Annotated in this window: 32 protein-coding genes and 1 pseudogene; 10 read left to right on the top strand and 23 right to left on the bottom strand. The window is 69.8% G+C overall.

What is annotated here, in order from left to right; genetic code table 11:
- The first annotated feature begins 15 nt into the window (after positions 1-15).
- Entirely contained in the window at positions 16-954 is a 939-nt protein-coding gene (locus ACWDZ7_RS39410) for a Mu transposase domain-containing protein (protein WP_451803574.1), read from the top strand.
- Between the two features lie 79 nt (positions 955-1033).
- Here the strand turns inward: ACWDZ7_RS39410 and ACWDZ7_RS39405 are convergent, their stop codons facing one another.
- The 3 genes from ACWDZ7_RS39405 to ACWDZ7_RS39395 form a co-directional block, all read right to left on the bottom strand.
- Positions 1034-1285 (bottom strand): hypothetical protein, encoded by a 252-nt coding sequence (locus ACWDZ7_RS39405; protein ID WP_451803573.1) that lies wholly within the window; start codon positions 1283-1285, stop codon positions 1034-1036.
- Between the two features lie 207 nt (positions 1286-1492).
- Positions 1493-2089 (bottom strand): N-acetyltransferase family protein, encoded by a 597-nt coding sequence (locus ACWDZ7_RS39400; RefSeq protein WP_451803572.1) that lies wholly within the window; start codon positions 2087-2089, stop codon positions 1493-1495.
- Positions 2086-3405, bottom strand: coding sequence for a hypothetical protein (locus tag ACWDZ7_RS39395; protein WP_451803571.1), 1320 nt, complete (start codon positions 3403-3405; stop codon positions 2086-2088). The genes ACWDZ7_RS39400 and ACWDZ7_RS39395 overlap by 4 nt, the downstream gene beginning before the upstream one ends.
- 193 nt (positions 3406-3598) lie before the next feature.
- Here ACWDZ7_RS39395 and ACWDZ7_RS39390 point away from each other — a divergent pair, with 193 nt between their 5' ends.
- Together ACWDZ7_RS39390 and ACWDZ7_RS39385 are read left to right on the top strand one after the other, a co-directional pair.
- Entirely contained in the window at positions 3599-4096 is a 498-nt protein-coding gene (locus tag ACWDZ7_RS39390) for a hypothetical protein (RefSeq protein WP_451803570.1), read from the top strand.
- 227 nt (positions 4097-4323) lie between these two features.
- Positions 4324-4494 carry a hypothetical protein gene (locus ACWDZ7_RS39385; protein ID WP_451803569.1) on the top strand — a complete coding sequence of 57 codons (171 nt, stop codon included), beginning with the start codon at positions 4324-4326 and terminating at the stop codon, positions 4492-4494.
- Between the two features lie 90 nt (positions 4495-4584).
- On the opposite strand, the gene ACWDZ7_RS39380 is transcribed toward ACWDZ7_RS39385, so the two are convergent.
- Both ACWDZ7_RS39380 and ACWDZ7_RS39375 read right to left on the bottom strand, forming a co-directional pair.
- Entirely contained in the window at positions 4585-5067 is a 483-nt protein-coding gene (locus ACWDZ7_RS39380; protein WP_451803568.1) for a hypothetical protein, read from the bottom strand.
- Positions 5064-5687 (bottom strand): 2'-5' RNA ligase family protein, encoded by a 624-nt coding sequence (locus tag ACWDZ7_RS39375; protein ID WP_451803567.1) that lies wholly within the window; start codon positions 5685-5687, stop codon positions 5064-5066. Before ACWDZ7_RS39375 ends, ACWDZ7_RS39380 begins: the two co-directional genes overlap by 4 nt.
- Positions 5688-6399: 712 nt before the next feature.
- Here ACWDZ7_RS39375 and ACWDZ7_RS39370 point away from each other — a divergent pair.
- Positions 6400-6582: a hypothetical protein gene (locus tag ACWDZ7_RS39370; RefSeq protein ID WP_451803566.1), complete on the top strand. Its 183-nt coding sequence runs from the start codon at positions 6400-6402 to the stop codon at positions 6580-6582.
- A gap of 49 nt (positions 6583-6631) precedes the next feature.
- Here the strand turns inward: ACWDZ7_RS39370 and ACWDZ7_RS39365 are convergent, their stop codons facing one another.
- From ACWDZ7_RS39365 to mobF, 4 genes are all read right to left on the bottom strand, one after another.
- Complete coding sequence (locus tag ACWDZ7_RS39365; protein WP_451803565.1) at positions 6632-6856, bottom strand: hypothetical protein; 225 nt, start codon at positions 6854-6856, stop codon at positions 6632-6634.
- 58 nt (positions 6857-6914) lie between these two features.
- A complete protein-coding gene (locus ACWDZ7_RS39360) occupies positions 6915-8579 on the bottom strand; it encodes a replication-relaxation family protein (protein WP_451803564.1) in 1665 nt (554 codons plus the stop codon).
- A 747-nt stretch (positions 8580-9326) separates the two neighbouring features.
- The gene (locus ACWDZ7_RS39355; protein ID WP_451803563.1) at positions 9327-9674 is read right to left on the bottom strand and encodes a hypothetical protein; all 348 of its coding nucleotides are present in this window, start codon (positions 9672-9674) and stop codon (positions 9327-9329) included.
- Positions 9671-11485 (bottom strand): MobF family relaxase, encoded by a 1815-nt coding sequence (gene mobF / locus ACWDZ7_RS39350; protein WP_451803562.1) that lies wholly within the window; start codon positions 11483-11485, stop codon positions 9671-9673. Before mobF ends, ACWDZ7_RS39355 begins: the two co-directional genes overlap by 4 nt.
- A gap of 159 nt (positions 11486-11644) precedes the next feature.
- Between mobF and ACWDZ7_RS39345 the strand changes: the two genes are divergently transcribed.
- Both ACWDZ7_RS39345 and ACWDZ7_RS39340 read left to right on the top strand, forming a co-directional pair.
- Positions 11645-11842, top strand: a complete 198-nt coding sequence (locus ACWDZ7_RS39345) for a hypothetical protein (RefSeq protein ID WP_451803561.1) — start codon at positions 11645-11647, stop codon at positions 11840-11842.
- 220 nt (positions 11843-12062) lie between these two features.
- A complete protein-coding gene (locus tag ACWDZ7_RS39340) occupies positions 12063-12368 on the top strand; it encodes a hypothetical protein (RefSeq protein WP_451803560.1) in 306 nt (101 codons plus the stop codon).
- A 481-nt stretch (positions 12369-12849) separates the two neighbouring features.
- Here the strand turns inward: ACWDZ7_RS39340 and ACWDZ7_RS39335 are convergent, their stop codons facing one another.
- Positions 12850-13698, bottom strand: coding sequence for an NAD(P)H-binding protein (locus ACWDZ7_RS39335; RefSeq protein WP_451803559.1), 849 nt, complete (start codon positions 13696-13698; stop codon positions 12850-12852).
- Between the two features lie 340 nt (positions 13699-14038).
- Here ACWDZ7_RS39335 and ACWDZ7_RS39330 point away from each other — a divergent pair, with 340 nt between their 5' ends.
- From ACWDZ7_RS39330 to ACWDZ7_RS39320, 3 genes are all read left to right on the top strand, one after another.
- Positions 14039-15088, top strand: coding sequence for a ParA family protein (locus ACWDZ7_RS39330; RefSeq protein ID WP_451803558.1), 1050 nt, complete (start codon positions 14039-14041; stop codon positions 15086-15088).
- Positions 15085-16101, top strand: coding sequence for a ParB/RepB/Spo0J family partition protein (locus tag ACWDZ7_RS39325; RefSeq protein WP_451803557.1), 1017 nt, complete (start codon positions 15085-15087; stop codon positions 16099-16101). The genes ACWDZ7_RS39330 and ACWDZ7_RS39325 overlap by 4 nt, the downstream gene beginning before the upstream one ends.
- 493 nt (positions 16102-16594) lie before the next feature.
- Complete coding sequence (locus ACWDZ7_RS39320; protein WP_451803556.1) at positions 16595-17938, top strand: pentapeptide repeat-containing protein; 1344 nt, start codon at positions 16595-16597, stop codon at positions 17936-17938.
- 293 nt (positions 17939-18231) lie between these two features.
- Here the strand turns inward: ACWDZ7_RS39320 and ACWDZ7_RS39315 are convergent, their stop codons facing one another.
- A complete protein-coding gene (locus ACWDZ7_RS39315) occupies positions 18232-18762 on the bottom strand; it encodes a hypothetical protein (protein ID WP_451803555.1) in 531 nt (176 codons plus the stop codon).
- On the bottom strand, positions 18759-19301 hold the full coding sequence (locus ACWDZ7_RS39310) for a hypothetical protein (protein WP_451803554.1): 543 nt from the start codon (positions 19299-19301) through the stop codon (positions 18759-18761). Before ACWDZ7_RS39310 ends, ACWDZ7_RS39315 begins: the two co-directional genes overlap by 4 nt.
- Before the next feature lie 181 nt (positions 19302-19482).
- Between ACWDZ7_RS39310 and ACWDZ7_RS39305 the strand changes: the two are divergent.
- Positions 19483-20486 (top strand): annotated as a pseudogene (locus tag ACWDZ7_RS39305) (IS5 family transposase).
- 53 nt (positions 20487-20539) lie between these two features.
- Here the strand turns inward: ACWDZ7_RS39305 and ACWDZ7_RS39300 are convergent.
- The 11 genes from ACWDZ7_RS39300 to ACWDZ7_RS39250 form a co-directional block, all read right to left on the bottom strand.
- Positions 20540-21055 (bottom strand): hypothetical protein, encoded by a 516-nt coding sequence (locus ACWDZ7_RS39300; protein WP_451803553.1) that lies wholly within the window; start codon positions 21053-21055, stop codon positions 20540-20542.
- An 87-nt stretch (positions 21056-21142) separates the two neighbouring features.
- Entirely contained in the window at positions 21143-21322 is a 180-nt protein-coding gene (locus ACWDZ7_RS39295; protein WP_451803552.1) for a hypothetical protein, read from the bottom strand.
- Positions 21322-21792 (bottom strand): hypothetical protein, encoded by a 471-nt coding sequence (locus tag ACWDZ7_RS39290; RefSeq protein WP_451803551.1) that lies wholly within the window; start codon positions 21790-21792, stop codon positions 21322-21324. The genes ACWDZ7_RS39295 and ACWDZ7_RS39290 overlap by 1 nt, the downstream gene beginning before the upstream one ends.
- A complete protein-coding gene (locus tag ACWDZ7_RS39285; RefSeq protein WP_451803550.1) occupies positions 21792-22604 on the bottom strand; it encodes an Lsr2 family DNA-binding protein in 813 nt (270 codons plus the stop codon). The genes ACWDZ7_RS39290 and ACWDZ7_RS39285 overlap by 1 nt, the downstream gene beginning before the upstream one ends.
- Positions 22589-22822 carry a hypothetical protein gene (locus tag ACWDZ7_RS39280; protein WP_451803549.1) on the bottom strand — a complete coding sequence of 78 codons (234 nt, stop codon included), beginning with the start codon at positions 22820-22822 and terminating at the stop codon, positions 22589-22591. The genes ACWDZ7_RS39285 and ACWDZ7_RS39280 overlap by 16 nt, the downstream gene beginning before the upstream one ends.
- Entirely contained in the window at positions 22819-23496 is a 678-nt protein-coding gene (locus ACWDZ7_RS39275) for a GGDEF domain-containing protein (RefSeq protein ID WP_451803548.1), read from the bottom strand. The genes ACWDZ7_RS39280 and ACWDZ7_RS39275 overlap by 4 nt, the downstream gene beginning before the upstream one ends.
- 91 nt (positions 23497-23587) lie before the next feature.
- Entirely contained in the window at positions 23588-23896 is a 309-nt protein-coding gene (locus ACWDZ7_RS39270) for a hypothetical protein (protein WP_451803547.1), read from the bottom strand.
- Between the two features lie 107 nt (positions 23897-24003).
- Positions 24004-24309, bottom strand: a complete 306-nt coding sequence (locus tag ACWDZ7_RS39265; protein WP_451803546.1) for a hypothetical protein — start codon at positions 24307-24309, stop codon at positions 24004-24006.
- Positions 24310-24321: 12 nt separating this feature from the next.
- Positions 24322-24537, bottom strand: coding sequence for a hypothetical protein (locus ACWDZ7_RS39260; RefSeq protein ID WP_451803545.1), 216 nt, complete (start codon positions 24535-24537; stop codon positions 24322-24324).
- A complete protein-coding gene (locus ACWDZ7_RS39255) occupies positions 24534-25025 on the bottom strand; it encodes an AAA family ATPase (RefSeq protein WP_451803544.1) in 492 nt (163 codons plus the stop codon). Before ACWDZ7_RS39255 ends, ACWDZ7_RS39260 begins: the two co-directional genes overlap by 4 nt.
- An 87-nt stretch (positions 25026-25112) precedes the next feature.
- Positions 25113-25256 carry a hypothetical protein gene (locus ACWDZ7_RS39250; RefSeq protein WP_451803543.1) on the bottom strand — a complete coding sequence of 48 codons (144 nt, stop codon included), beginning with the start codon at positions 25254-25256 and terminating at the stop codon, positions 25113-25115.
- Positions 25257-25497 lie beyond the last annotated feature (241 nt).

Here is a 25497-nt window from a genome sequence, read left to right as displayed (position 1 = left end):
CACCAGTCCCTCGACATGGCCACCCCGGCCAGCCGCTTTCGCCCGTCGAAGGCCGATGCGGCCGCCTCTCTCCAAGGGTCCGGACAGCTTCCCCCTGCCATCCCTCGGCAGAGCGCGGCGCCCAAGATCGAGCAGCCCACCGATCCGGCACGCCGGCCCACCTCCGCTGGCGCGGTCGAGTTCGACGTTGTGGTGCCGCCCTGCGGGCACTTCGCCCTCAGTCACGGCGGCCAGGACATCTGGATCGGACCGGCCTTCGCGGGCAAGACCGTCACACTGTGGGCGGACGACCGCAGTATCCACATCACGATGGAAGGACACCTGCTCAAGACGATGGCCTCCCGCACGTCGCTGGAGCAGCTGCACCAGCTCCGGGACAAGCGCCAGACCCGGCCCGCCGGACCACCACCCGCAGCCCCTGCCCTGCCCCGCCACCGAGGCCGGGTTCATCTGCCGCCCGGAATGGCGGTGGAGGTCGAGCGGACTGCCAATCGGGACGGCATCGTCGTGCTCGCTCAGCAGGACATCAAGCTGCCGGTCACCTTGGCCGGGAGCCGCGTCATTCTGCGGATGGACGAGCACGTCCTGCACGCGATCAGCAACGACCGCGTCGTCCGGACCATGCCGATGCCCATCCCCGCCGACCAGCGCGGCCGCCTGATGGGCGTCCGCCAGGCTTCATCACCGCTACCGCCCTCCGGGCCGGCGGGGCCGCTGCTCGTCCAGCGGCGAGTCAACATCGACGGGTTCCTCATGGTCGCCAAACAGCGGATGCGTGTTGGTCCCACGCACGTCGGGAAGATCGTGAACGTCATCGTCGAGGACACCCACTTCCGGATCGTCCACGACGGTGAAGAACTCGCGGTCCATTCCCGCACCACCGATCGACCCGTCAGCCGTTTCAAGGCATGGGCAAGCGCGGCAACACGGCCCGATGCGTCCAAGAAGTCATGAGGACAAAGCGTCAAGCATGTCCTGAGCCCTCACAATCAGCCCGCCTTACCAACATCATCGCGGACATGTAATCTACGTATCAGCGCAGGTCAGAGCAACTGATCAGCTCCCCGCGGTCGGTAAACGCGACGTACAACGCGTGCCCCTGGCCCTCGGTGCGGTCCAGCCGGAACCAGTCGGGTATCTCCGCGACGAACGCATCCGCGCCCGCCCAGGAGGGCGGGACGTGGATCTCCCGGACCGTGTCGATCAGGTCGGGGAACCGGCCCTCCCGGCGGGCTCTGGCCAGCTGCGCGGACAGGCGGCGGTACATCGGCGGCGTGTGCGGCAACACGCCTTCGGAGACCAGGCGCTACATGACCTGGCGCAGCGTCACGGCACTCTCGTAGCTGTGCACGATCTGACGGGCCCGGTCCACCACGGCCGACCACCGGATCCGCTCCTGGGCCATACCGGTACTTGTACCCCTCCACGCCGACTGTCAGCTCCGGAACATGGGTCAGCCGACGGTCACTGTGGCCCGGGGCCGCGCAGGCGATCAGGTGGAGGGTGCGTGTGGTCGCTGTGTGGTGGCCTCGCGGTCGACCTGGAGGAGGAGAAGGTCGTAGACCGGACCGCCGGGTTCGTTGCGATATGGGCCCGCGTACTTGTACCCGAGGCGCTCATACAGGGTGCGCCCGGCGGTGTTGTCCGGGCGGACTAGGAGCGAGGCGTAGTCGGGGTTGACGGCTTTGAGGAGCTCTGTGTGGAGGCGGGAGCCGATGCCCTGGGACTGGCGGGCAGGGGTGACGGCGAGCTCGCACAGGCCCATGAGGCGGCCCGCGCGGATGTGCTCGGGGATCTCGGGCAGCAGCTCGGGGCCGTACCAGTACTCGGGGGTGCACGGGAAGGCGTAGCCGAAGCCGACCATGGTGCCGTGCGCGTACGCCGCGACCAGGGTGAAGCCCTCGTGCTTGAGGTGGCCGGTGATCTGGCGGCGCAGTGCGGGGGCTGACAGGCCGTCGGTGGAGGCGCCTGGGTTGTTGACGAGTTCGGGGTGGGCGTCGGTCCAGAGATCGGCGATCGTGTCGAGCATCGGCGGGATGTGGCCGGGGCCGTAGGTGCGGATCACGACGTCGGTGCGGGTGGTGCTCACGCCCGTCCTCCTCCGGTGGCGGTGGTGGTGGTGCGGTACTCCTCGATCCAGTCGGCGACCGCGGGGACACGGCTGTGCCGCTGGAGTGCGCCGGCGACGTTGTGCAGTGACTGCAGCAGGCGGTCGGAGCGCACTTCGGGGAGGAACGCGTGGACTCGGCCCGCGGCCTCGGCGGCTGCCTCTGGCTCGGGACGGTCCCTTACCGCATGTTGGATGGCCACGTCGGCCGTGTACAGGGCGCGGTTGCGGGCGAAGGCGTGACCGTGCAGGAGGACGGCCTGCTCAGCGCCGGCGGCGGCACGCTCGTGCTGGCCGAGGTCGGCGCGGGCGAGGCTTTCCAGGCCCGCGAGTTCGCCGGGCGCGTAGAAGGAGAGCCAGGGCGGGTCGGCGTCTGCGGGGCCCTTGGCGTAGAGGGTGTGGGCGGCCACGATCGCCTTGTCGGCGGCGCTGGCGTCGCCCATCAGCGCCCAGCCGCCGGCCTCGCGCATGTGGAAGAGGGAGAGCAGTCGCGGGGAGCCGAGATGGCGGGCGACGGTCTGTGCGCCCTGCGCGGCGGAGATCGCCTCGCGGGGGCGACCGGATGCTTTGGCCAGCAGGGAGAGGCAGCCGAAGGCGTGCGCCTCCAGCTCGGGATCGTCGGCGATCCTCGCGGCCGCGAGGGCCTCGCCGTACAGCGAGTGCGCATCCCCGGCGCGGCCGGAGTCGTGGAAGAGCCACCCGGCCGCGATCGACAGGGCGCCGGTCGCCGAGCGCAGCTTCGACTCGGTGCGGCTGGTGTGCGTCCCCGACTGCAGCCACTGGTAGGCGGTGTGCAGCGCCTCGGACGCGGCCTGGCGCAACGGCGCCGAGCCGTGGTCGTGGTCCTTGGCGTACAGCTTGACCACGGCCGCCTTGACGGCACGCACCTCGCTGGCGCCGATCTTGCCCGGCGCCTGCCCCTTACCGAGGGGCAGAGCCAGGATCGTGCCCGCGCCGTCGAACAGGAAGGCGCGTCGGTACACCGAATCCTCCTCCTGGAGCCCGTACGGTCTGTCGGCGGGCAGTACGGGCAGTGCTGGTGTGGGCAGGCTGAAGCCGAGGTCGGCCATGCTCCGCCCGGTCATCGTGGTCAGGATGCGCCGATACACGGCGCGAGGACAGCCGACATTTCCGTCTTCCCAGTCCGCGATCAGCCGTGATCCGCAGGCGACGTTCTCGCCCATCGCCTTGCCCAGCTCGTTGACCTTCTTCGCGAACTCGCCGCGGCTCATCTGGAATTCGAGTTCGCGGACAGCCCTCAGCCGGGTATTGGGGACAGGCTTGCGGTGGTCGGCCATACCGGCTCCAAGGCCGCGCGACGGACGGGTGCGGCGACCGTACCGCTCCCCTGGTTCTCCTGCCCCGGCCTTGGCCGCAGTTCACCCCGCACGGGCCGACTTGCATCGTTCTTTCATCGGTTGGCCGTCGCACCCGGCTGCACGCTGCTGCTTGCCTGGACAGTGACGTGACAACTGATCAGGGGAGAGCACCGTGGCGAATTCATCCGCCGGCCCAACGGTGAAGAGCGAGAAGAAGGCCCCGGCGCCCACGTGGCACGAGCTGGCCCAGCCCACCGCCGAGAAACATGCACGGTGGGAGCGCGCCAGGAACCGCACCCAGTGGGTGGCCTGCGGAACCTCGTGGGACGCGGTGTCCATCACCCCGATGGACACCGGCCTGGCGGCGCTCACCGCACTGCGCGCCGGAACCCGCCGCGGCTACCCCGTGCTCGCCGACCACCTGCGGGACGTGCTGTACGTGCTGGTGGCGGCTGGCACCGGCAGCACCTGCGCCGGCGTGCCCGGCGTCCGCGTGCTCTCCAAGGGGCACCAGCTGCTCATCCCCTCCAGCGAGTTCGACGGCACGGCGGTGGCCCACTGGGTCAGTTCCCCGCACCAACAGCCGCCCGCCCTCGTCGCCGCCGACCAGCTCGCCGCCCACCTGCACAAGCTCGCCGAGCCCGCACACGACAAGGCGGCCACCCCATGAGCTACACCGTGCTCCACGCCCCACAGGACCGGGCCAAAGCACAACTGCCGCTGGACCGGACCACCCACGAGCAGCTGTTCAGGGCCGTCCTGGCGTGATCCGACCCGCAGGCGCTGCAACCCGACGACTACGAACAGGTCGGTCTCCTGCTCGCGGGGGCGGCACACACCGTCGCCGACGACGTACGCGAGCTGGCCGAACATCTCCCCCAGGACGACGGGCGTCGCGTGTTCGCCGAGCTGATCCTGCGGGAGGCCGACGGCCGGCTGTCCCAGCCGTGCACGAGCCTGCACCGGGTGCAGAACCGAGCCCGGCTGGTCCGTGCCCTGTATGAGCGCCTGGACCGGCTACAAGCCGCAGTGCCCACCGACGAGGCGGCGGTCATCGTCTCTCCCTGAGCCGTCTCCCGGCGCCTCCCCCCGAGGGCCCGGGCGACGAACGAAGCCCTCGGCGGCCGCTGCATCGAGCGCCGCCGGGGGCTTCTCCACTCAGAACGTCAGCGCCACATGCGGGGACAGGACGTAGCGCAGCCCCTCGAGGAGGGCCGGGCCGTGGCGCACCAGCGAGTCCTCGTACTCGTCGTCGGGGTCGTGGATGACGCGCAGGGCGCGCCACCGGACGGCGACCGGGTCGGTGGGGTGCTCAAGGTAGTGGCCCGCCAACTGCAGGTGGGTCTGCCATCGAAGGACGATGTCCGGGTCCTTCTCGCCTGGACGCCGCCGGATCAGCTCATCGACGTCGTCCCGGGAGACGTCCCTGGCCTCGATGCCCCGCGAGACGGCGATGACGTACAGGGCGGTGGCGAGCCCGCAGATGCCGTCGGCGCCTGTCTCGTCACTGTCGTGATCGCTGAACTTTTCGAGGCGGCTCCCGATCAGTTCGCGGGTACGGTCCCATGCCTGGTCCCACTGTGCGGGGCCGCCGTGGCCCTGCCACTGATGGGACCGCTCGGTGAGCGTCGTCATCGTCATGCGTCCATTCTTCCGCCGGCGGGGAGCACGAACTCCTCGATCACGTCCCAGGTGTAGCCCCGGTGCGGATCCTGGCGCTGGGAAACGAGATGAACCCGATCGACTGTGAGCGTGACCCGCTCGGGGCGCAGTGCCCGCAGTCCCCGGTTCAGGAGCCGGTCATCACAGCTGTCGTGCCGGGCGTAGGCCAGCGTCGTGTGGGGCCAGAACCGGGATTCACGCGGCCGAAGCCCAATCCCGGGGACGGTTTCACAGGCGGCGCGGACCCGGTCGTTGAGATCCGTCATCCCCTCCTCGGGGTAGACGGCCACGGTGACCGCGGTGACGCCGGGCCAGACCGGGCCCAGTTGCACAGTGAACGGCCGCATGGTCTCCAGGCGAGCCGCGGCGGCGGCACGCAGCTGCTTCAACTGCGTGTCCGTCACCGGATGATGGATGCCCTGGACGGTGGCGTGCAGCCACTCCTCCGGCACCACGCTCAGGTGAGGAAACCCGGCAAGGAAGGAGGCATGGGCCCGGGCGTAAGAGCGGTATGCGGGCATTTTCTCGAGCAGGACCAGGAAGTGCGGGTAGGGCCCGCCGCCTGGCCATAGCTTCTCGGGCGTGAAGAAGGTGTCCATCGAGGACCATCATCGCGTCGCGCCCGCAGTAAGCACGGCGTAGGGCGCGGGCGTTCTTCTTTCGGCCGCTCACGCGTGCCCAGCAGCCGGGCTCCCACAAGGGTCGGCGAAACCGGCCCCGTCGCAGTGGAAGCGCTGGCGCCTCCGGGCGGGCTGCGGGCGCGGAACAGCCGGGTGAGGCCCCAGTGTGCGCCGCATGGGCCGAGAGTTCCTGCCGTCTGCCAAGCGTGACCTCCAGCGCGCTCTTACGTTCAACTCACTAGGGGACTGCGACAGCACGAGGCCCGGACCAGGTGTCCGGGCCTTCGTCGTGCTCCGGCTTCCAGCCCTTCTGGGTGAAGGAGCCGTGCCCGAGGAGGACGAGACACAAGCAGCTGAGCCCTGTCACTGTCCCGCCCGCTATCTCGAACTCTCGCCGGAGGCAGCACCGATGACCAACCGCCAGACACCCAGGGCAACAACCGCGCCAATCGCCACTACGCTCAACACACCCACCCTGGGCCGGGCCGAAGCCCCACAGGGACGCTCCGCAGAGAGCCGCAGCAGGACCGCCGACCGCGAGGCGCGCGCCACCCCCACGCGGACGACACCACCACAGGTGTCCGTCGTCTCTGTTCCTCCGCCTCGTAGGAGACTCCCGATGCCTCGGGACCCGCACCCACACTCCCCCATACCCGACCGACCCGAACCGCCCGGCCCTGGCAGCGCAGGGATGCCATCGGAGGCCCCGCTGCTGTCGGTGCACGCCGCCGTGGTGTTCCTGGCCGCCGTCATCATCGGCCTCGTCATGGGCGGCCTCATGTTCCTCCACGACAAGTCCGTGCCCGCGGCCGTCGCGACGGGCCTGGGGGCCGCTGGAGTGAGCCTGCCCGCGCTGCACAAGCTGATCGGCTGACCAGCGGTGGGGCCGAGGGCACATGCTGCGCCCGGCCCCACCGCCTCCGTCAGGCGGCGTGAAACTGGTGGGCGGGGCCGCCACGCCACTCCACCCACTGCGGGTCGTCCCAGATGGCCTCGGGCTCGGCGACGCCGGCGCCCTCGAGGAACACGATCAGGTCGTGGTCGTTGTAGGCGGTGCCTAGGATCTCGTCGCGCCCGCTGTGGTGCACAGTGACTCTCCGGCCGCCCGAGTCGGAGGGCCGGTGCACGACGATCGGCGCGCTGCTCACGCCTTCCAGCGTGCCCCGGGCCCGTTCGGCGGGCGAATCGGCCCGGGGCGTCATTGCGTCACCTGCGGAAGCGGGAGAGCCAGGTTCCCCCGGTCTTCTGCTCGGGCACGGCCTGGCCCCGCTCCTGCTCCTGCTCCTGCTCCTGCTCCTGGTGCCGGGACCTGACCGTCCAGCCCTCCTCGATCCAGGACTGCTCAATTCCTGCCTTCTGCTGCTGGTCGCAGTCCCCGCACCGAGTCGGATTGGCCTCCGGGGGGCGGCCGCCCCAGCCGACGCGCTCCACCTCCTGCCACCGCTCGTCGGTGAACGCCGCCCCACACTCGGTACACCTCGGACGACGGGCGTAGCGCAGGAAGGGCTTCTGCTTGGCCCAGCCGGGAAGTGGCTCCGGCCGCTCTGGGCGGTCGGCTTCTTGAGCGACGGCGCCGGCCTTGTGCTTGCAGGCATCGCACAGGTGAGGATGGGAGTCCGTTGGGCCGTTCCAGTCCGTCGCCTGTGCCGCCTCCCATCGTTCGTCGGTGAACTTCGCCCCGCAGCCGGCGCAGACGGGGCGGCGGGCCTCACGCTCGGCTGCCTTCTTCGCCGCCTGCTCCCGAGCTGCCCGCCGCAGCTTCGCCTGGTGCTCCTCCTGGCGGGCCCTGGCCTCCGCGCGGGCACGGGCCTCGGCCGCCTCGCGGCGAGGATTGCCGATCGCTTCGAGCAGGGTCTGCATGTGACCGCGGCCGAAGCGGAGGAACACCGGGCCAGCCGGGCCGTGCTCGCGCAGCTGGTTCAGTCCGGTCGCGATGATCGGGATGCTGCCGTCGTAGACGTGGAAGCCCTCCCCCCGCTCCCCCTGCCACAGGTGCCGGGTCAGCTCCTGCAGACGTGGGACGGTGCGGTTGGGGTTGCGCTCGCCGATCCGGTTGAACACCAGCAGCACGGGCGGGTGCGTCGCGTCGCCGGTCCAGGTGGCCGGAGCGCTCCAGCGGGTGCGCCACATCGGGCGCTCCTTGCCGTCGGAGTCCTTCACCCGGCGGCGGAAGAACCGGGCATATTTCTCCAGCTTGTCGGCGAGCTCCTCAGCGGTCTCGTGGCAGTTGTCGACCTCGATGAACAACAACGGCACCCCGTCCTGCGGAGCGGTGAGAAGCAGGTCGGCCTGTGCGCCGCCCTTGCCGGGTGTGTTCCAGGTGCCGGTGGCAGGCAGCGGGACCTCGGTCCAGTACGAGGTGATCGTGCCGATCCCGTCGGGTGCGTCGACGGCGGCCTGGGCGGCGGCCCGGACGTGCGGCGGGTCGTCGGTGAGCTTGGCCATGCTCGGCTTCGGGCGCAGCAGTGCGATCACGGTCTCATTGACAGCCATCGGGTGGGAGGCCCCGCTGGAACCCGCGCCGCGGGCGGTGGAGCCCATCTCCGTCACGGGGCGCCGCAATTCGTAGGAGGCTGCCTCCAGGCCCTTGAGGGTCAAGTTCCGCAGCCTGTCTCCTGTGCCGGTGGAGCCGCCGTTCTCGGACAGGCCGTGCTTGCGCATGTCGGAGAGCGCGCCAAGGTGTGAGGCGGTGCGGGCCTGCTTCTGCGTCGACGGCGTCTCCTTGTCGGCGTGCCGGAAGGTCAGGTGCGGAGCGCCGATCCGCTGGATCTGATCAGCCGTGGCGACCTTCAGCACTCCGAGCACGCGCAGCACGTCGCCGCGGTAACTGTTCGTCGATCCCGCCGGGTTGGTCTTCCGCTTCCCCGCCATCAGCTGTGCTCCCTCGTTACTCGCGACCGGCCACCGGCCGACCGCCGCCGCTGCTGGTCGTGCCTGGCCGGGGAGGGCGTCCGGGCCCCCCGGAACCCGATGCTCTCCTCCAATACGGACATCAGGAGGAGAGCAGAGGGTTGTGACGACGCGGTTTTCGCGCCCATTCCCGCTCTGACAAGGTGTTCTCCCCCGACCCCGAGCGCCGGGCACCAAAGGGGGTTCCCAAGGGGCCTTCGAAGTGGGCCCCCAGGGAGGCCCCTTGGGCCTGCCCGCCACGGGTCGGCCTTCCGATGTGATCGGCCCGAACGGTGCCACTGCCCGGCCCCCGGGTGGGTGCTCGTCATCGTCTCGTCTCCTTCGCTCCCCCGGCCGGGGCGATCGGTACGAAGGAGGAGCGTGCAGACGACCCCCTTGTCCGCGGTCTAGCCGGGGCCGGTAGCAGGCGTGGTCAAGGAGAAACGCGACGGTGGGCGGGGCGATAGCAGAGGTGGACAAGGGGTCGTGGTCGGGTTCGTGCTCGAGCCGACCAGGCTGGAAAGGGGGCTGGGGTTGGCCCTTGCAGCCCCGGTTCGAGCGGGAGGGAGAATTCTCTGGCCCGCGGCCACAGGCTGACGCGCCGATCCTGCTGAGACGTCGCCGTGATCGGCATGGCGACCGTACGTCAAGCTGTGCGAAAACCGCTGAGTCCCGCCCGGCATCGGACCCACTCGGTGGGCTCCGCTCGGTGGACGATGTCCGGCATCGTCACCACAGCCAGGCGGTGGAGTGCCGCACTCGGGACAGGGCGCGGGCGTCGCGGCGCGCGGCGGCGTTGCCGATCCGGTTCTGCCGAGAGCGGGGCCGACGCGACTGCCCGGCGGCCAGGCGGCGCTTCCCGGCTTCCTGGAGTCGCTTCCGCTGCTTGCGCAGTTCTGCCTTCTTCGCCGCCTTCGACTTCGGCTTCCGGGGGCGCTTCCAGATCGGCTGCCACCCCACGGGCTCGTCGGGCTCGGGCTCCTGGTCCTCGTTGAGCGCGGCGGCCATCTCCGGGCGGGCGGCACGGGCACGGGCAAAGGCTTCGTCGAGGTTGGGGCGTTCTTCCGGGGTGTTCACGCGACTCCTCCTGTGGTCCGGCCCGGCGTGTGCTGGATGCCCGGTTGCTGAGCGTGCGGCGGCGGGGCCGTCGCCGGGACGGGCTGCAGACGGGGGCCGTGGGCGGCTTCGCGCGCCCGCCGGCTGTCCTGGAGCGTGGCGGCCACCTGCGCGGCGGCTTCCAAGGTCTGGCGCGTCTGTTCCACCGTGGCGACGCCGGTCTCCGGCTCCAGGAGGCGGCCGTTCTTCGGACCGGTGCGAAACGGCCGCGGGCGCGACCTCGAGGCGGCGGGCACGGCGACGGTGCGCGGCCGGGTATGGGAGCCCAGGCGCTCCGCACGGCGTACCGCGTGGACCCGGGCGGCCAAGGCGTCGGCGGCGAGGCGGGCCCGCTCGTACCGCGGGGCGGTGCGCTTACGGGTCAGCGGGCGCAGCACGGCCTGGTCCTCGGTGTCGCGTGGGTAGAGGGCGCGCAGGTCGGCGGTCATCATCCGCCGGCTCGCCGGGCGGGTGAAGTCGTCGACGGCCGTCTGCACGATCCGTTCGTCCAGGCCCGGCTGATGGGGGCGGCCGCGCAGGGCGTAGGAGAGGTGGCGGCGGGCTTCGGCGAGCAGGTGGTGGCGTTTGAAGGCGCCGCGCATTACGTACACCACGGCGACGATGTCGGCGGCCGCCATCACGGTGTCGACCACCGGCTGCACCCGGGCCCACACCGCCGCGGCCGACGCCCGGGCCCGCACGGCGAGCTGGTCGACGACGTCGGCGCCGTACGCCCGGATCGCGGAGTGTCTCCAGCGCTCGCGCAGCTCGGTCAGCGACCGCAGTTCCGTGCGTTTGGGCGGGCGGGTCTGGTCGGCGGCCTGGCAGGCCAGCGCGTAACCGGCCTTCTCGCCGGGCGGGTGCCCCTGCCGTTCCTCGTACTTGGCCGTGAGGACGGACAGGGCGTCCTCGATCTGCTGGCGGCGGGTCGACTGCCAGCCGATCAGCCGCTGGTCGATCCCTGCGATTTCCATGACGGGCCGGCGGCCCGGGGTCACCTCGCGCGGCTCCCACGCCCACCCGAGCCGGGCGGACACCTCCTCCATGAACAGGAGGGTGTAGAGGGTGTCGGCCGCGACGATGTGGGCCAGCATCGAATCCGTGGAGAGGTTGCCCCACGTCCCGTCCGGCCGCCGGGCGCGGATCGAGACGACCGCGTGATCGTGGAGCAGCGGCTTCGACTCTGCAGCCCGCGACTCGTAGTGCCGGAACACCGCGACGATCAGCCCGCCCCGGATCGGCTTGCGGTGCTTGCCGCCGCTCCCCCACCGGATCTGCGCGACCGACTCCTCCAGCCACGCCAGCGTCTTGTCCCGGGCGATGTCCTGGCACAGCTCTAGCACCAGACGGGTCTCGTCATTTCCGAGCGCCCACGCGATGTGTGCCGTCGACGGCGCCCGGAACACCAGGTCCATCGCCAGCCACGGCGTGCGTTCCTTCGCCTTCTCGGTCTTCGGGGAGCGGTTGTGCTCGATGGGCCTGCCCAGCACGGTCGCCCGCCGGGCACGGGCCGGGCTCTCCCCCGCCGCCAGGAGCTCACGCTCGATCCGGTCGGCATCCGGGTGCCGACCCTCTCCCAGGAGCAGTTCGGCCTGCCGCTCGCTCACCAAGTCCCCGGCTGTCAGCCCGAGCGCGGTCAGGCCTCGCCCCTTCCACACGCCGGGCGGGACACCGGCTTCGTCCTGGGCGGCGCGCAACGACGTCCCCGCCGCGCGGTGGCCATCGCCAGCCACCACGCCACGGAAGAGGTAGCGCCATCCATTCCCCGGACGGACCTCCGATTCGCTGATCATCAAGCCATGGAAGCCCGGCGTTGACCTGCAAAAAGGCGCGATCCGGGGTCCTTCCCGCCGGGCGGGAGGCCATCACCAGATCTTTACCGCAGCGCCCGCCAGGCGGACCGCCATGCCAGCCCAAGACAGTAAGGCGCCGACGTGTGCACAGTCCGCCGCATGCATACCGAACTGCTCCACGGAGACCCCTGCCCGCTGTGCCGCCACCCCCTCACACTGCGCCCGACCGTCGAAGTCCGCTCGAACGTGCCGTACCCCACGCGGACCGACACGGTGCCCCACTGCGAGAGCTGCGCCAACGACATGCCCCGCGCACAGAAGTGGGCCGACCTGATGCACGCCCTCTACGACAGCTGACCCCAACCGTGCGAATACTGCGCGCCGACCTCACGAGCACCACCCGTCCCGAAATCCGCCTCCAGCCGACTCCAACGCCATAGAGCGCACATCAGCGGGTTACTTCCCCGACCTTCACCACCGCTGAGCGCACCGCGTCACCGACGCCCTTCAACACGAGCAGCCACCACCGCCCCCGGCCGACCGGCCGGGGGCTTCGTGCGTTCTGGAGGAGTTCGCCGTGCCCACGTACGAGACCCTGCCCCGCTTCACCACCGACCTGGACCGCCTCACCCCAGAACAGCGCCACCGCTTCCGCCAGACCGTGGCGGCCTTCGTCGAGGACCTGCGCACCGGAGGCCGCTTCCGCGCCGGCCTCCGCGTCAAGCGTGTCCAACGAGCGCGGGGCATCTACGAGCTCACCTGGTCCATGGGCAACGGCCCCGCAGGACGCGCCACATGGGAATACGGACCCGAGCACCGTCCCGGCACCCCACACGTCATCTGGCGCCGCATCGGCACCCACGGCATCCTCACCGGCCCCTGACTAACGGGCCGCTGACCGCTCGGACAGGAAGTACTGCCACTTGGCCTGAGATGTCGGCGTGACGCCGCAGGTCATCTTGGCAGTGCTCATGGGCGGGCAGTTCAACGACAGTGCGCCACACCTACCTTGGCGTGTCATCAGACAATAGTTCGTCGGCTGCGGCGCTGACCGAGCTCCACCCACGACTCGAAACCCACCAACTCGCCACTGGTAGCAGCCCAGTACCAGCCGGGAAAGTGGCGCTGCCCCGGTACGACGGGCACGTCCGCGCCTGGCCAGCAGCCTCGAAACGCGTCGACCACATCCCCTCAAGCGGCCCGCTGTGCAGCTCACCACGACAGTCGACGTACTCCAGCCAGAAGTCTTCAGCCTCCACCAGCCACCCCCACCCGGCGCTGACCATGTACAACGACCTGTGACTGAGTGCTTGAGCTGGCCCCGCTCGGCGTCGTCATTGCCCGCTCGGCGGTGGTCGGCTCTCTTACCCGTGTGCTGACAGGACGTCGCGGAGAGCGAGGGGAAAGCGGCCGGTCAGCTGGGTGTAGTCGTTTCGCACTCGATCCCAGCGCTGCTCGCGCACCGAGGCGAACATGGACGAAAAGGCATAGAGCCACCAGGGATCCAGGCCGGTCGCCGCCGTCTCGGCACAGTACTTGCCAGCTGGGATGTCCACGTAGGCGACAGGCGTCTCCCACGCCTCCGCCGTGATCGAGGCAATGCCTGCCAGGTCCACTGACTCAGGTCCCGTGATGTCGTGGTGACGGCCGGTCGGCTCACCCACCGCGAGTGCGGTGAGGGCGCGCGCCACGTCGTCGCGCGCCACCAGGGAGACCCGGCCATCCGCTGCCGGAAGGCTCAGCAGCCCGGTCGCGCGCGCCTCGGTGAGCCAGCCCTGGAAGAACTCGATGTACAGCGAAGCCCTGGCGAACGAGCACGGCACGCCGGACGCCAGAAGCAGATCCTCGGTGAGCCGGTTGACCACCGCATAGCAGAATGGGGACGCCGCGTCGGCGTCAACGCTGCTCAGCGCCGCGACATGGCCGACGCGCTCAGCTGCCACAGCGGCGGCAACGTTGCGGTGGTGCAGCAGCACCCGTGCATCGGGCCCGTCACTGGAGACGAAGACCAAAGTGTCCACGCCCTTCAGCGCCGCACGCAGTGCGCGCGGATCGGCGTAGTCGGCAACGGCGACCTCCACCTGCGGCGGTAACGCCTCCGTAGGCAGCTTCCGCCTGGTCATCGCTACCACGTCCACGTCGGCCCGGTCTGCGAGCAACTGCACAACCCGCCCGCCCAGGCTGCCCGCAGCCCCCGTCACCGCGATGCGCATCGTGCCCCCGTCGCCTTGTCATCAGTCGCACAACCGTAGGCAGCCAAGCGCAGCAGCGGCTCAGAAAGAGCGAGACAGAACGGCAGATGGCCAAGGTTGACTGAGACACACGGGTAGATAGCTCAGATAGACCGAGACTGGCCCACCTTCAGGGAGACAGGTCAGAGGGGGTGTGTATCGCGGTCGTGGGGCAGTGTCGGTGACGGCCTAACCGCACCTGAACCTAGTAATGTTTAGCCGCATGAGCATCCCCAGCCCTCGCGGGGAGCGAGAGAAGCTAATTACGGCCCTCACTCCCCAGCTACGTAGACAACTGAAGATCCGTGCTTTTGAGCATGGAATGGACATCCAGGACGCTGCTGAGCACGCGATCAACGCCTGGTATTCCGCAGACGTCTTGCCGGAGGTCAAGACCGAGGGCGCCAAAACGTGGGGAACCTTCCTCCCCGTCGGCGACCCGGACAGGTTCAGAGCGGCATGCACGGACCGCGGCGTCACCTATGTCAAGGGCCTGGCGCAGGCGTTGACGCTCTGGTTGGAGGCACACCCCTCCCCGACGAGCCCGCTCACCGAGCAGCCGGTCACCCGGGTCATAGTGGCCAATCAGAAGGGCGGTGTCGGCAAGACGTTCATCTCCAGCGGCGTCGCCCAGGCCCTCGCCGAGGCTGGCCGCAGGGTCCTGTTGGTCGACTACGACCCTCAGGGTCACCTCACTGCGGAGCTCGGCTTCGAGGACCTCATGTACGAGGACGATGTCGAAACTCTGCTGATGCACATGGACGGGACTGCCAAGGGCGACATCCACGATCTGCTGGTGGCCTTGGACCAAGAGCGCTTCGGCGAGCGTCTGCATCTGCTGCCCGCGAGCGACGACGCGTTCTTGCGGGATGTGGCGCTGTCGAAGGTGTCATTCAGTGAAGCCGCCTTGGAGCGTGCTCTGGAGCCGTTGGAGAACGACTACGACGTCATCATCATCGACGGGCCGCCCAGTCTCGGGCTGAACATGGACACAGCGCTGTACTACGTCCGCCGCCGTGACGGTGAGCTGTCGGACCGTTCCGGCGTCATCACACCGGTCTGGGCCAACAAGGCCTCGCATCGAGCATTTCGCCTGCTGCGCTCGCAGATGGAGGACCTGTGCCGCAAGGGGCGGATCACGGTCGACTATCTCGGACTGGTCGTCAACGCCTATGACAGCCGCCGCGGGAAGCTGGTCAAGGAGAACCGAGACCAGTGGGAGCGCAGCAGTTCCCCAGCGGTGTTGGCGGTCATCGGGGATCTGAAGGAGGGGCGTGAGGCTGCGGACGGGGAGATCCCGCTGCTGGAGTACGCGCCCGACAGTGAGCATGCGCAGGCGATGCGCGACCTGGCGAAGGAACTGGCGGTATGAGGAAAACCAATCCCAAAGGCCAGGAGCGTGTGACGCGCGGTTTCACCCTGGACGAGGACGGCCAGGACAGCGGGCAGGGAACGCCGCGGCGTGTACGGACGCGCCAGCAGATCATCAACGGTGAGGGGAAGCGCCCGCCGGCCTCCGTGCCGTTGACTGAGCTGGCGCACAATCCGTTCAATCCGCGCGATGAGTACACCGACATCGAAGAGACCGCGGAGTCACTTCGCGTCCGAGGGCAGATCCAGCCGATCACCGTCGCTCGACGTACCGCCTTCTTGAGCGCGCATCCTGATCAGGAGGAGCAGATCGGGGCGGCTGAGTATGTCGTCATCGACGGCAACCGCCGCCTCAAGGCCGCCACTCAGGCCGGCCTGGTCGAGCTGCGCATCGACGTCAACGACGAACTGTCGGCCAGCGCCGCCGACATTCTCGAATCGGCACTGATCGCCAACGTGCACCGGGTGGACGTGCCCCCCTTGGACCAGGCCAAAGCCATACAGCAACTGGTGGAGGTACACGGCTCACAGGGCAAGGTAGCCAAGCGGCTGGGTAAAACACCGGCATGGGTGTCGCAACGGCTGGCACTGTTGGAACTCACTCCGGAGTTGCAGGATGCCGTGGAGACCGGGCAACTGAAGGTGGAGCCCGCGCGGCGCATCGGCCGTCTACCCAAAGAGCAGCAAGCCCCCGCCGCCCAGAAGGCCATGGCCGCGCCGAAGACGCCACGCCAGCGCACACCGCGTCGTCAACTGGCCGCCGGAAGCGCTGCGCCGACCGTTAACGGCGTTAACACCCCTGACTCCCCCGGTACTGATCCTGCGGTTCCGGCCCGGACCGTTAACGCCGTTAATACCCCGGCAGCGGCAGATCCCGCTCCTGGTGCTTCTGTGGTCATCTCTGACACCTCCCCTCAGGGCATCGTGGCCGCGTTGACGGAGCAGCTGTCGCCTCAAGACCTGACGGCAGTGGCGGAGTTGCTTATGGAGTCACTCACCACCACTGCGGACTGATCGACCGCCACCGTTAACGGCGTTAACGCTGTACAGCTCCCGGCCCGCCACAGAGCTCAGTGGGTCCCCACAGCGCCAAGGCCCTCAAGATCGTTCTTGCCCAATTGGGCACGACCGATCTTGAGGGCGGTCTGCCCACACCACGCAGCAGCCCCTTTGGTCGATCTGGCCGAACGTCTTGGAAACAATTGTTTCCAGCGATGGTCCCTCGGGCTCGCACTCGTTGCAGAGAGTCAGGCCTCATGGGCCCCGCGGCCCGCATCCGCCTAACACCGTGGCGTTCGTCTGCCCGTCCCATGGGCGTCGAACTGAACAGGAAACAGGATCACCCTCGGAATCACAGCTGTGAGCTGCGCGACCTCGAGGTCGGCCGTCTGCTGTTCCTGAGAAGACAGTGAGGCGTCGGCGAGGCCCCGAGGCTTCGCCACCCTGAAACAGACGGGATGTGGCGAGGACCTGCGGCCAGCGAGTGTGCTGGGTGATCCTGCGGGGTGTGATCCCTCAACTGATACGTCGCCGAGATCGGCGGATCCTGCGCCTGTGGCCGGTCGGCCTGGTACTGGCCGCGACCTTCGCCCTCGCGGTCATGATTGTGGCCGGAGTGTTCTTCATCGGGTGGGATCTGCTCGGCGCCCGAGAGCTGAAGCCGGAGCGCCGGCTTACCTATAAGACTCTCTTCGATTTGGTGAAGCTCTCCTTCGGGGTGGTGGCCGGGGCTGGTGCGCTGGTCGCCTTGGTAGTGGCCTACCGCCGTCAGCGGGTGGACGAGGCCGGTGCGCTACGGGAGGCCACCCGGCTGCACACCGAGCGCTTCACCACCGCCGTCTCCCAACTCGGCAGCGAGTCCGCCGCGGTGCGCCTCGGTGGTGTACACGCGCTGGCCGGGCTCGCCGACGACGCGCCGACCGACCTGCTGCGACAGACCTGCATCGACGTGCTGTGCGCGTATCTGCGGCTGCCTTACACCGCTGAGACCGACCTCCCGCCGGACGACGTGACTGCCCGGCACGCCTACCTGGCGCTGCGCGAGGTGCGGCACACCATCATCCGCCTTATCCGCGACCGCACCGCGCTCGGTTCCCAGGAGACGCACGTCTCCTGGCAGGGGTACGACTTCGACTTCACCAGCGTCGTCTTCGACGGCGGCGACTTCTCTGGCGCGGTCTTCGGCCCCGGGAGCACGGTCTCCTTCCGTTCCGCACGGTTCTCCAGCGGCATGGTCGACTTCAGGGGCGTGGAGTTCTCCGGCGCCATGGTCGTCTTCGACGGCGCGAAGTTCTCCGGCGCCATGGTCGACTTCGGCGGCGCGGAGTTTTCCGGCGGCGTGGTCCATTTCGTCCGCGCGAGGTTCTCCGGCGGCACGGCGGACTTCAACAGCGTGGAGTTCTCTGGCGCCACGGTCGACTTCATCGGCGCGGAGTTCTCCGGCGGCGCGGTCGACTTCATCGACGCACGGTTCTCCGGCGGTGCGGTCGGCTTCGTCGGCGCCCGGTTCTCCGGCGGGGAGGTCGACTTCAGCGACGCACGGTTCTCCGGCGGTGCGGTCGACTTCATCAGCGCACGGTTCTCCGACGGCGTGATCTACTTCCGCTACGCGGAGTTCTCCGGCGCCACGGTCAATTTCCGCAGCGCGGAGTTCTCCGGCGGCGCGGTCGGCTCCAACGGCGCGCGGTTCTCCGGCGGCACGGTCAGCTTCGTCGGCGCGCGGTTCGCCGGTGGCACGGTCCATTTCAGCCGCGCGTCCGGTGACGCGCCGCATGGTCTGGTGCCTTCTCCCGGAGAGCCACTGCCCCGGGGGCTGGAATTGCCCTCCGCGTGGCTCCCACCGGCGCCCTAATATCCCGAGGGCGGGGTGCCGGGCCGGCTCCTCCGTGCCGTCGACCGTTAACGGCGTTAATACCCAGGCGGCTCATGCTCCGGCGAGCGCGGTGCCGTCCAAGGCGGAACAGCCGGGCCAGCTGTCGTACGGCGACGCCTTCTCCGTGGTCACCTACCTGCACGTGAAGTTGGAGCCGTCGGTCCTGGCTGACGGTGCTCGTGTATGGCCGGGGATCCTGCGTGGGGCAGACCCTGAAACGCAAGAAGGCCCGGTACCCCGCGATCGTCTGCGGGGTACCGGGCCTTCAGTCGTCAGACTGCCCAGGTCGCGGGCGCGCCTTCATCGGGATTCGGGATGCCAGCTGCTGTCGTCAGGGCGGCGGGGTGCCGTAGGGCGGTGACCGATACGGCACCTGGCTCGGCGGCTGGCGCCCAGACCATGCGCCAGGTGTCGTCCCACTCGCATCCGCAGCCGTGGTCCGGGTGCGGGTGTCGTAAGAAGACGCCGTGGGTGTGGACGGCGCGTGGGATGCGGGGGATTAGGACCGAGGGGTCGTCGCCCGGGTAGAGGTGGAGGTTGCGCCAGCCGTGGGTCCGGTACATGTACGCGGCGGCGGCCGAGGTGATGCCGGCCCACCGCTGGTGTCCGAGGACGAGGAAGCCAACCGGGTAGAGGTCATCGTCGGTGCCACTGTCGATCCCGGCGACGAACAGGCCCTGGTGGGCGATGAACCCGTGGTCGGCCGTCCCGTCGGCGCAAGGCGTCCAGATCTGTTCGGCGGGGTGCATGGTGCCGTCGTCGCCCTCGCTGGTCTCGATCTCGTACAGGGCCGGGGCGGTCATGCGCTCACCGCCGCGACGGCGGCGTCCAGGAGCGCGACGGCGTCGGCCTCGTACGGGTCACGGAACAGCTGGTGGTCGCTGACGTCGAACGGCCCGAACCGCACGGAGACACGGAACCCGGGTGCGAGGGTTGTCTCCCGTCCCTCCAGCGCGGTGGTGAGCCGGTCGTAGTCCTGCTGGGCGTGCCGGGTCTGGGTGTAGGGGCCGACGCGCAGCAGGGTGTAGCCGTCGAGGCTGTCGTCGCGCTTGCGGGCCTCGATGTAGAGGGCGTAGTGCGCCGGGGGCATGCCGACGTCGTCGGGCAGGGGCAGGTCGGCGGCGGCGTGGGTGAGCATCGCGTAGCCCGACTGCCAGAAGCCGAGGATCGCGGTCGTCTCGCATCGCAGCCAGCCGCGTTCGGCATAGCCGAGCTGGTGGCCGTGGAGGTAGGCGAGCGCGTGCGGGGTTCCGGGGTGGACCAGGGCGACGGCGATCATGTCGGGGCCGTGGTCGTCGCCGGGGCGGGGGTGAGCGCGTTCCACGAACGGCCCGATCCGCACGGCGATGTCCTGGGAACAGCCGGGCGTCCAGGGCTGGGGGTTGCGCAGGGCGGTGAGCGTCGCACGGAACTGGTCGACGACGGCTTGGTCTTCGGGGGAGAGGGCACTAGGGCCTGTGTGAGGTCGTGATCAATTTCGCGTTTTGATCCCTTGCGGGGCAGGACCTGGTAGGACGCTGGGTGTGACACGTAGGCAACTCACCGACAAGCAATGGGAGTTCATCGAGCCGTACCTGCCGATAGGCGAGTACGGCCCGTACCCCGAACGGCTGCGGGAGCAGTTCGAAGGGGTGATCTGGCGGTTCCGGTCCAGCGCCCAGTGGCGCGAGATGCCCTCCGAGTTCGGACCGTGGCCGACGGTCTACGGCCGCTTTCGCGTCTGGCGGGACGCCGGGGTCTTCTCTGCTCTTCTGGAAGGCATGATTGCGGAGGCCGCCCGCCGGGGGCAGACGGACTTATCCCTGGTCAGCGTGGACTCCACCACTGCCCGCGCCCACCATGACGCCGCCGGGATGTGCATCGGCAAGGAGGTCATGGACGCCCTTGAAGAAGCCGCCGCCGAGCAGGAGCGGGCCCGGCAAAAGGGGGCGGCCCGCCAGAACAGAACGGACAGGACGGCAGGGACGGACCCGAGTGGGAAGAGCGGCGGCGTATCAGGCGACGGCGCAAGCTCCGCTTGAACCAAGCCCTGCTCGGCAGATTCCGTGGTGGGCTGACGAGCAAGGTTCATCTCGCCGCGGACCGCAAGTGCCGTCCGTTGTCGCTCGTCCTGACCGCAGGACAGGCCGCCGACAGCCCGCAGTTCGTCCCCGTGTTGCAGAAGGTGCGGGTCCGTGTGCCTCTCGGCCGTCCCCGAACCCGGCCCGACGCTGTCGCCGCGGACAAGGCCTACTCGTCCCGCGCTAACCGCTCTTACCTGCGGAAACGTGGCATCAAGGCAGTCGTCCCGGAGAAGAGGGACCAGTCCGCCAACCGGAAGAAGAAGGGCCGCCGGGGCGGCCGCCCCACACGCCACGACGGCGATCTTTACAAGGAGCGGAACACCGTCGAGCGGCTCATCAACAAGTTGAAGGCATGGCGCGGTATCGCGACTCGATACGACAAGACGCCCGAGAGCTACCTCGCCGGCCTCCACCTCCGTGCCTCGATGCTCTGGATCAACGACCTTCTGAAGGCAACTGGCTGATCACAACGTCACACAAGCCCTAGGGGCGGGGCCGCGGCGGCGGAAGCGACGGATCATCGGAGGGTCTCCTGCTCAATGGTGGGGTGGGTGCTCGTCGGGTGCAGGTAGCGGGCGGCGGTGTTCACGAAGTCGTCGTGGGCGTCCTTCGCGGCGTCGCGGGAGGCGGTCAGTTCCTCGCCGGTGGCGTACGCGTTCCGGATCGCGTAAGTGAGCGTGATCATGCGGTTGGCGGCGGAGCGCACGGCCTGGTCCTCGATGAGGACGCGGAGCGCGACCAGGGGGCGGGTGACCGCGCTGCGGGTCATGTGGGTCTCGCTGCGCAGGCTTTCGATCCGCTCGATGCCGGCGTTCTTGAGGGCGGCGTCGCCTCTCATCCATAGGGCCCGGCGGTGGTCGCTGGCGGCGCAGGCGAGCGCGGTGACGGCCTCCAGGCGGTCGCGGCGAATCGACTCGCCGTGGTTGACGCGTACGGACCGTTCGGCGGCGCGCTCCTGGAAGCGGCCGGACACGATCGCGCCCAGCAGGGTGGCGACGATGGCGAGAACGGCGGGGCCAAGGGTGGCTAACACGGAGGGAACCTCCTGAGTGCCGAGGGCGGGAATGGGGGAGCGCCGTGCCCCGGCCGGTGAGGTCGGGGCACGGCGCTTCGGGCGGTGCTACTGGGGAGTGGCGTCGGTGACCACAAGGAACTGGTCGCTGCTGAGGTCCATCAGGACGTGGGCGTCTGTGCCATGTGCGCGCTGGGCGGCGGCGTACTCTTCCGCCGTCCATGAGCCTCGGGGGCTTCCGGCGGGGAAGCGCTTTAGGACGGTGCGAGGCTGCGCGGCGGTCGTCATCACGCGTCACCGCCGTGCACGCGCTCGTGGATGTCAATCAGGGTGGTGATGGCGTCTGGGCTGGTGGCCCAGCCGACCCACTGCCCGAGCGCGGTGAAGACGGGCACCGTGTCGGTGTCGGCGTCGAAGATCACGACGTAGTCGCCGTACCGGTCGAGGACCATCTCCTGAAGTGCCCGCGCCGGCGCGGGGGCCAGCACCTCCAGGGCGTCGACGGTGAACCGGGCCAGAGCGCCCGGTCCGCTGGACTGGAGGAGGACTCCCGTGACGCGGAGCTGGTCGCCCGGCTGGAGGGCGTTCAGCAGCTCGTGGGCGATGCGGGGGTCGCCGGTGGAGCAGGACCACGCCGCATCGTCCGCGATGTTGTCGGTGGGGGAGACGATCAGCTCGAACCGGGCAGTGCCCGGGGAGGTGCCGGGTACGGGGACGGTGTCGAGGAAGCCGTCGATGGTGAGGGGCTTGGTGTCCATCAGCTTGCCTCCGCCAGGGTGTTGTGGTGGGCGGCGTCGTAGGCGTCCAGGACCGTCTTGGGCGGGTTGCCGCGGCCGGCGACCTGGTAGCCGTGGGCGCGCGCCCACGTGCGGATCGCGGCCAGCTCCTGCGAGGTGCGCTTGCGTGCACCACTCGCGGCCGGGGTGGAGGGCGACGAGCTCGTGGCGGTGGTGTGGCCGCTGGCCTTCACCTGGCGCAGCTGGGCTTGGGCGACCTCGAGTTCGGCCTTGGCCCTGGCGACCCGCTTCTCCGCTTCGCGTTGCGCCTGGTCGGCGCAGCGCCGCTCGGCCAGCTCGGTCAGAGCGGTGCGGACGCGAGCGGCCCGGGTACGGATGCTGGCGGACGTGTGGTTCTCCGCCCAGCCCAGCAGGACGTCGATGCCGTCGCGCTCCGCTGCCCCCGCGCCCGCCCCTGCACCGGTGTCCGAGGTGTGCTGTCCGGCGTACTGGACGGCTTCGGCGAGCTCGCTCTCCGAGAGCCCGAGCGTCTCGCGGACGTGGTCGGGGCTGTCACCGCTGCTCAGCATGGAGGCGGCGGTGGCGGTGAAGGCATTGGCAGGCATGGTGTCTCCGGTTGCGGTGTTGTCGGGAGTGGTGGGGAGGTGGGGGAGGAGGCGTACGAGGTCGTCCTCACCGCAGGGCAGGCCGAGGGCGCCCAGCAGGTCGGTGAGGTCGTCCTTGTCGCGGGCGTGACGGGCGACCACCACGGAAGCGCCCGCACTCACCGTGCTGGCGAGCGGCGTGAGTTCGAGGGCCTCGGCCTCGAAGGCCTTCCTCATGTCGGTGAACATGACCGGCCCCCCTTCGCGGCAGCGGTGTGGGGCTTGCACTGAGCGGCGACCAGCAGTTCGCGGTTGTGCCGCCTCTCCGCGTCGCTGAGCGGCCGGGGCTTCGGACCGTGGCGGTGCCACAAGGACGAGGCGCGCGGCGCGGGGTAGGCGGTGTACTCGGCGCTGTCCAGGCCGTCGGTGGCAGCGGGGTCGTGCTGTGGAGTCGCGGCGTCGTTCATGCTGCGCGCCCCCACACCGACGTGCCCGGACGCCCGGCCCGGCGGCCGTTGACGGACGCCACCGTGCCGTGCTGCGCCGTCGCGAGGACCGCCCGGCCGGAGTGCTTGCCGTCGTAGAGGGCGGCATCGGCGGCCCTCTGCAGCCGGGTCAGGTCGCGGGAGCCGACCGTGTCCGGGGCCGCGGCGCCGACCGAGGCGCCGACGTCGACGGTGCGGCCGTCGTCCAGGACGACCGGCGTGTGCAGCATCCGGACTAGCTGCGCGAGACGCTGCTCGCGATGTCCGGCGGGAAGCTCCAGGACGACGGCGAACTCATCGCCCCCGAGCCTGCCTACGGACGCGTGCGGGCCCGCCCACGCGGCGAGCCGGGCGCCGAACGCCGTGAGGACCGCGTCGCCGACCGCGTGGCCCATCGTGTCGTTCACTGCCTTGAAGTGGTCGGCGTCGACCATGACCACGGTCGTGTCGTCGCCGTGCCGGGCCAGAACCCGGCAGGCGCGGGCGGTGTAGGAGTCGCGGCGCAGCAGGCCTGTCAGTGGGTCGCGGCGGGTCGCGGCGAGCTGCTTGTGCAGCGCGACCGCGTGGAAGGCCCAGCCGGTCATCGGCACGGCGGCGGTGGTCAGTAAGAGGGCGCGCTGGCCGAACCGGCCCTGAACGCGCAGGAGGGAGGACATACTTGGGTTCTCCGTCTCGTCTCGTGCGGGATGGATGGGCCCGGGGCAGCCGACGAAGCCGCCAAGCATGTGCGGCTGTCCCGGGGCGGAGCTACAGCTCGAGGTCGCCGTCGAGGGCGCGGGCCCAGCTGTAGGGGTTGTTCCAGCGGCCGGCCGTTGCGGCGGGCCAGTCGAGCTCCCAGTCGGGTCGGTAGCCGCAGGCCCCCCAGCCGTCCGGCCGCCCGTGGGGGATCTCGAGTCCAGCCGCCGCCGCGGCAGCGGCCTGGTCGTAGACCTCGTGTGAGATCCGTACGGCCTCGCTGCGGCTGTCGGCGCGGCCGGTGAAAACGTGCACACCGCTCAGGCCGGGCTGGCCCGTGCGGTGTATTGGGACGTCGACCTCGAAGTAGGGCAAGGGCATGACGTCCATCTCCTCTCGCTGTCCGTGGTTGAGGGCCACTGCGACCGCCCCGGTCCGGCGGGTGCGGGGCCGGGGTGGCACAGAGTGCGCTCAACTCGGGGCAGGGATCAGCTGACCGTCGCGATGCCGTCGCGCAGGTGGGTACGTGCCCAGGCCAGCAGCGTGCGCTGGTCGCAGTCCGGCCTGATCAGTGCGTCGGTGAGGTAGCCGACGGCGCAGTGCAGGTCCTCGCTGGCGTCCTGCCAGGCACCGAGGCTGGATGTGCCGAGGAGGTCGCGGACCTCTTCGACCAGGTCGATGAAGGCGTTCGGGGTGGTGCCGCGCGGCGCCTGGTCGCCGATGAGGGCGGCGAGGTCGGTGGCGCAGCAGTCGCGGAGCGCGGCGAAGGTGTCGGTCCTGGTCTGGACGGCCATGCGGATCTCCTGTCAGAAGTCGAGCCGGATCGTGATGGAAGGGCGGGGGTCGCCGTAGTCACGGCGGGGGTTGTGGACGGTGTTGCGGTGCGCGGCCAGGCCGGCGCTGCCGCCTTGGATGGGCAGGTAGCAGTCCGGGCAGCCGTGGGACCAGGCGTCACCGGCTGGCAGGTCGCCAGGGGTGAGCGGGTGAGGATGCGGGGCGCGGGCCGTACGCGCCCAGCTCATCGTCCGGCTCCTACCGTGGTGAGCTCGGAGGCCAGGTGGACTGTGCCGAAGCCTTCGGCGAGCAGCTGCTCGCGGGTGGGCGTCAGGCCATGAAGTTCACGTACAACGTGCGTCGGGACCACTCGGTCTCGGGAGGTGTTCTGTGCCTCCACGACGGGGAGTGGCACGTCGAACAGGTCCGCTGTGCTGGGGCGTTGCCAGTGGCGGGCGCGGGCCAGCAGTCCGGCTCTCACGTGCGGCAGGAGGTTGGTGGAGTCGAGGATCACGCTGAGGTTCCGGGACAGTCGCGCGTCCAGGAGCAGGTTCTGGATCTCGGCTGCGACTGGAGTTGCACTCTGGTCGGCCTCCGAGTCGGTCGCGGCCAGGCGGTAGAGATCGAGGCAGATGCGCCAGCTGGCGGGGTAGCGGGCGGCGAAGGTCGACTTGCCGCAGCCGGGCGGCCCGATGAGGGCGCACATGGTGCCGACGGACAGGGTCAGCGGTTGCATCGGTTCCTTTCCTCTGTCGGATGCGCTCAGGCGGGGGAGTGGTGCTCCGGGGCGGCCGGGTTCGATGCCTGTGGCCGCCCCGGGCGCTCAGTGGCCGGCCGCGAGGGCGGCGGCGCTGGTGGTGCGGACGGTGTCCGCGGGCAGCACGGTCAACTCGTGGCCGTGGCTGACGGCGTCCTCCAGGCGCTCGATGAGCGCCGGGGCCAGGCCGCGGTTGCGGGCGCCGGTCAAGACGCCGTCGAGGTAGAGGACGTCGGCCAGGACGCGGCCGCGGACGTCCCGCGCCGGGCTGCAGGGTGAGGACGTCGTCGTCCATGGCGGTCGCCACAGCCGCGAGGCCGAGGGCCTCGGTGTACGCGGTCTCGCTCTGCTCGATGAGCTTGTTCCTTAACATCCGACCGGTCATATCGTCACTCTTTGGAGTGATTGCAGGGTGCGAGGCGGCTTTCCTCGTGATCCTGAACTCTGCTAG

It is taken from the genome of Streptomyces sp. NPDC003032 (assembly GCF_053591415.1).
This window is presented reverse-complemented; position numbering and strand designations above follow the sequence as displayed.

What these genes read in the sequence shown, in the direction of transcription:
- ACWDZ7_RS39410 (WP_451803574.1), top strand. Translation starts at nt 16, where the DNA reads ATGGCCACCCCGGCCAGCCGCTTTCGCCCGTCGAAGGCCGATGCGGCC.
- ACWDZ7_RS39395 (WP_451803571.1), bottom strand. Translation starts at nt 3,405, where the DNA reads ATGGCCGACCACCGCAAGCCTGTCCCCAATACCCGGCTGAGGGCTGTC.
- ACWDZ7_RS39380 (WP_451803568.1), bottom strand. Translation starts at nt 5,067, where the DNA reads ATGACGATGACGACGCTCACCGAGCGGTCCCATCAGTGGCAGGGCCAC.
- ACWDZ7_RS39375 (WP_451803567.1), bottom strand. Translation starts at nt 5,687, where the DNA reads ATGGACACCTTCTTCACGCCCGAGAAGCTATGGCCAGGCGGCGGGCCC.
- ACWDZ7_RS39370 (WP_451803566.1), top strand. Translation starts at nt 6,400, where the DNA reads ATGCCATCGGAGGCCCCGCTGCTGTCGGTGCACGCCGCCGTGGTGTTC.
- ACWDZ7_RS39360 (WP_451803564.1), bottom strand. Translation starts at nt 8,579, where the DNA reads ATGGCGGGGAAGCGGAAGACCAACCCGGCGGGATCGACGAACAGTTAC.
- mobF (WP_451803562.1), bottom strand. Translation starts at nt 11,485, where the DNA reads ATGATCAGCGAATCGGAGGTCCGTCCGGGGAATGGATGGCGCTACCTC.
- ACWDZ7_RS39345 (WP_451803561.1), top strand. Translation starts at nt 11,645, where the DNA reads ATGCATACCGAACTGCTCCACGGAGACCCCTGCCCGCTGTGCCGCCAC.
- ACWDZ7_RS39335 (WP_451803559.1), bottom strand. Translation starts at nt 13,698, where the DNA reads ATGCGCATCGCGGTGACGGGGGCTGCGGGCAGCCTGGGCGGGCGGGTT.
- ACWDZ7_RS39330 (WP_451803558.1), top strand. Translation starts at nt 14,039, where the DNA reads ATGGACATCCAGGACGCTGCTGAGCACGCGATCAACGCCTGGTATTCC.
- ACWDZ7_RS39325 (WP_451803557.1), top strand. Translation starts at nt 15,085, where the DNA reads ATGAGGAAAACCAATCCCAAAGGCCAGGAGCGTGTGACGCGCGGTTTC.
- ACWDZ7_RS39315 (WP_451803555.1), bottom strand. Translation starts at nt 18,762, where the DNA reads ATGACCGCCCCGGCCCTGTACGAGATCGAGACCAGCGAGGGCGACGAC.
- ACWDZ7_RS39295 (WP_451803552.1), bottom strand. Translation starts at nt 21,322, where the DNA reads ATGACGACCGCCGCGCAGCCTCGCACCGTCCTAAAGCGCTTCCCCGCC.
- ACWDZ7_RS39290 (WP_451803551.1), bottom strand. Translation starts at nt 21,792, where the DNA reads ATGGACACCAAGCCCCTCACCATCGACGGCTTCCTCGACACCGTCCCC.
- ACWDZ7_RS39285 (WP_451803550.1), bottom strand. Translation starts at nt 22,604, where the DNA reads ATGTTCACCGACATGAGGAAGGCCTTCGAGGCCGAGGCCCTCGAACTC.
- ACWDZ7_RS39280 (WP_451803549.1), bottom strand. Translation starts at nt 22,822, where the DNA reads ATGAACGACGCCGCGACTCCACAGCACGACCCCGCTGCCACCGACGGC.
- ACWDZ7_RS39275 (WP_451803548.1), bottom strand. Translation starts at nt 23,496, where the DNA reads ATGTCCTCCCTCCTGCGCGTTCAGGGCCGGTTCGGCCAGCGCGCCCTC.
- ACWDZ7_RS39270 (WP_451803547.1), bottom strand. Translation starts at nt 23,896, where the DNA reads ATGCCCTTGCCCTACTTCGAGGTCGACGTCCCAATACACCGCACGGGC.
- ACWDZ7_RS39265 (WP_451803546.1), bottom strand. Translation starts at nt 24,309, where the DNA reads ATGGCCGTCCAGACCAGGACCGACACCTTCGCCGCGCTCCGCGACTGC.
- ACWDZ7_RS39260 (WP_451803545.1), bottom strand. Translation starts at nt 24,537, where the DNA reads ATGAGCTGGGCGCGTACGGCCCGCGCCCCGCATCCTCACCCGCTCACC.
- ACWDZ7_RS39255 (WP_451803544.1), bottom strand. Translation starts at nt 25,025, where the DNA reads ATGCAACCGCTGACCCTGTCCGTCGGCACCATGTGCGCCCTCATCGGG.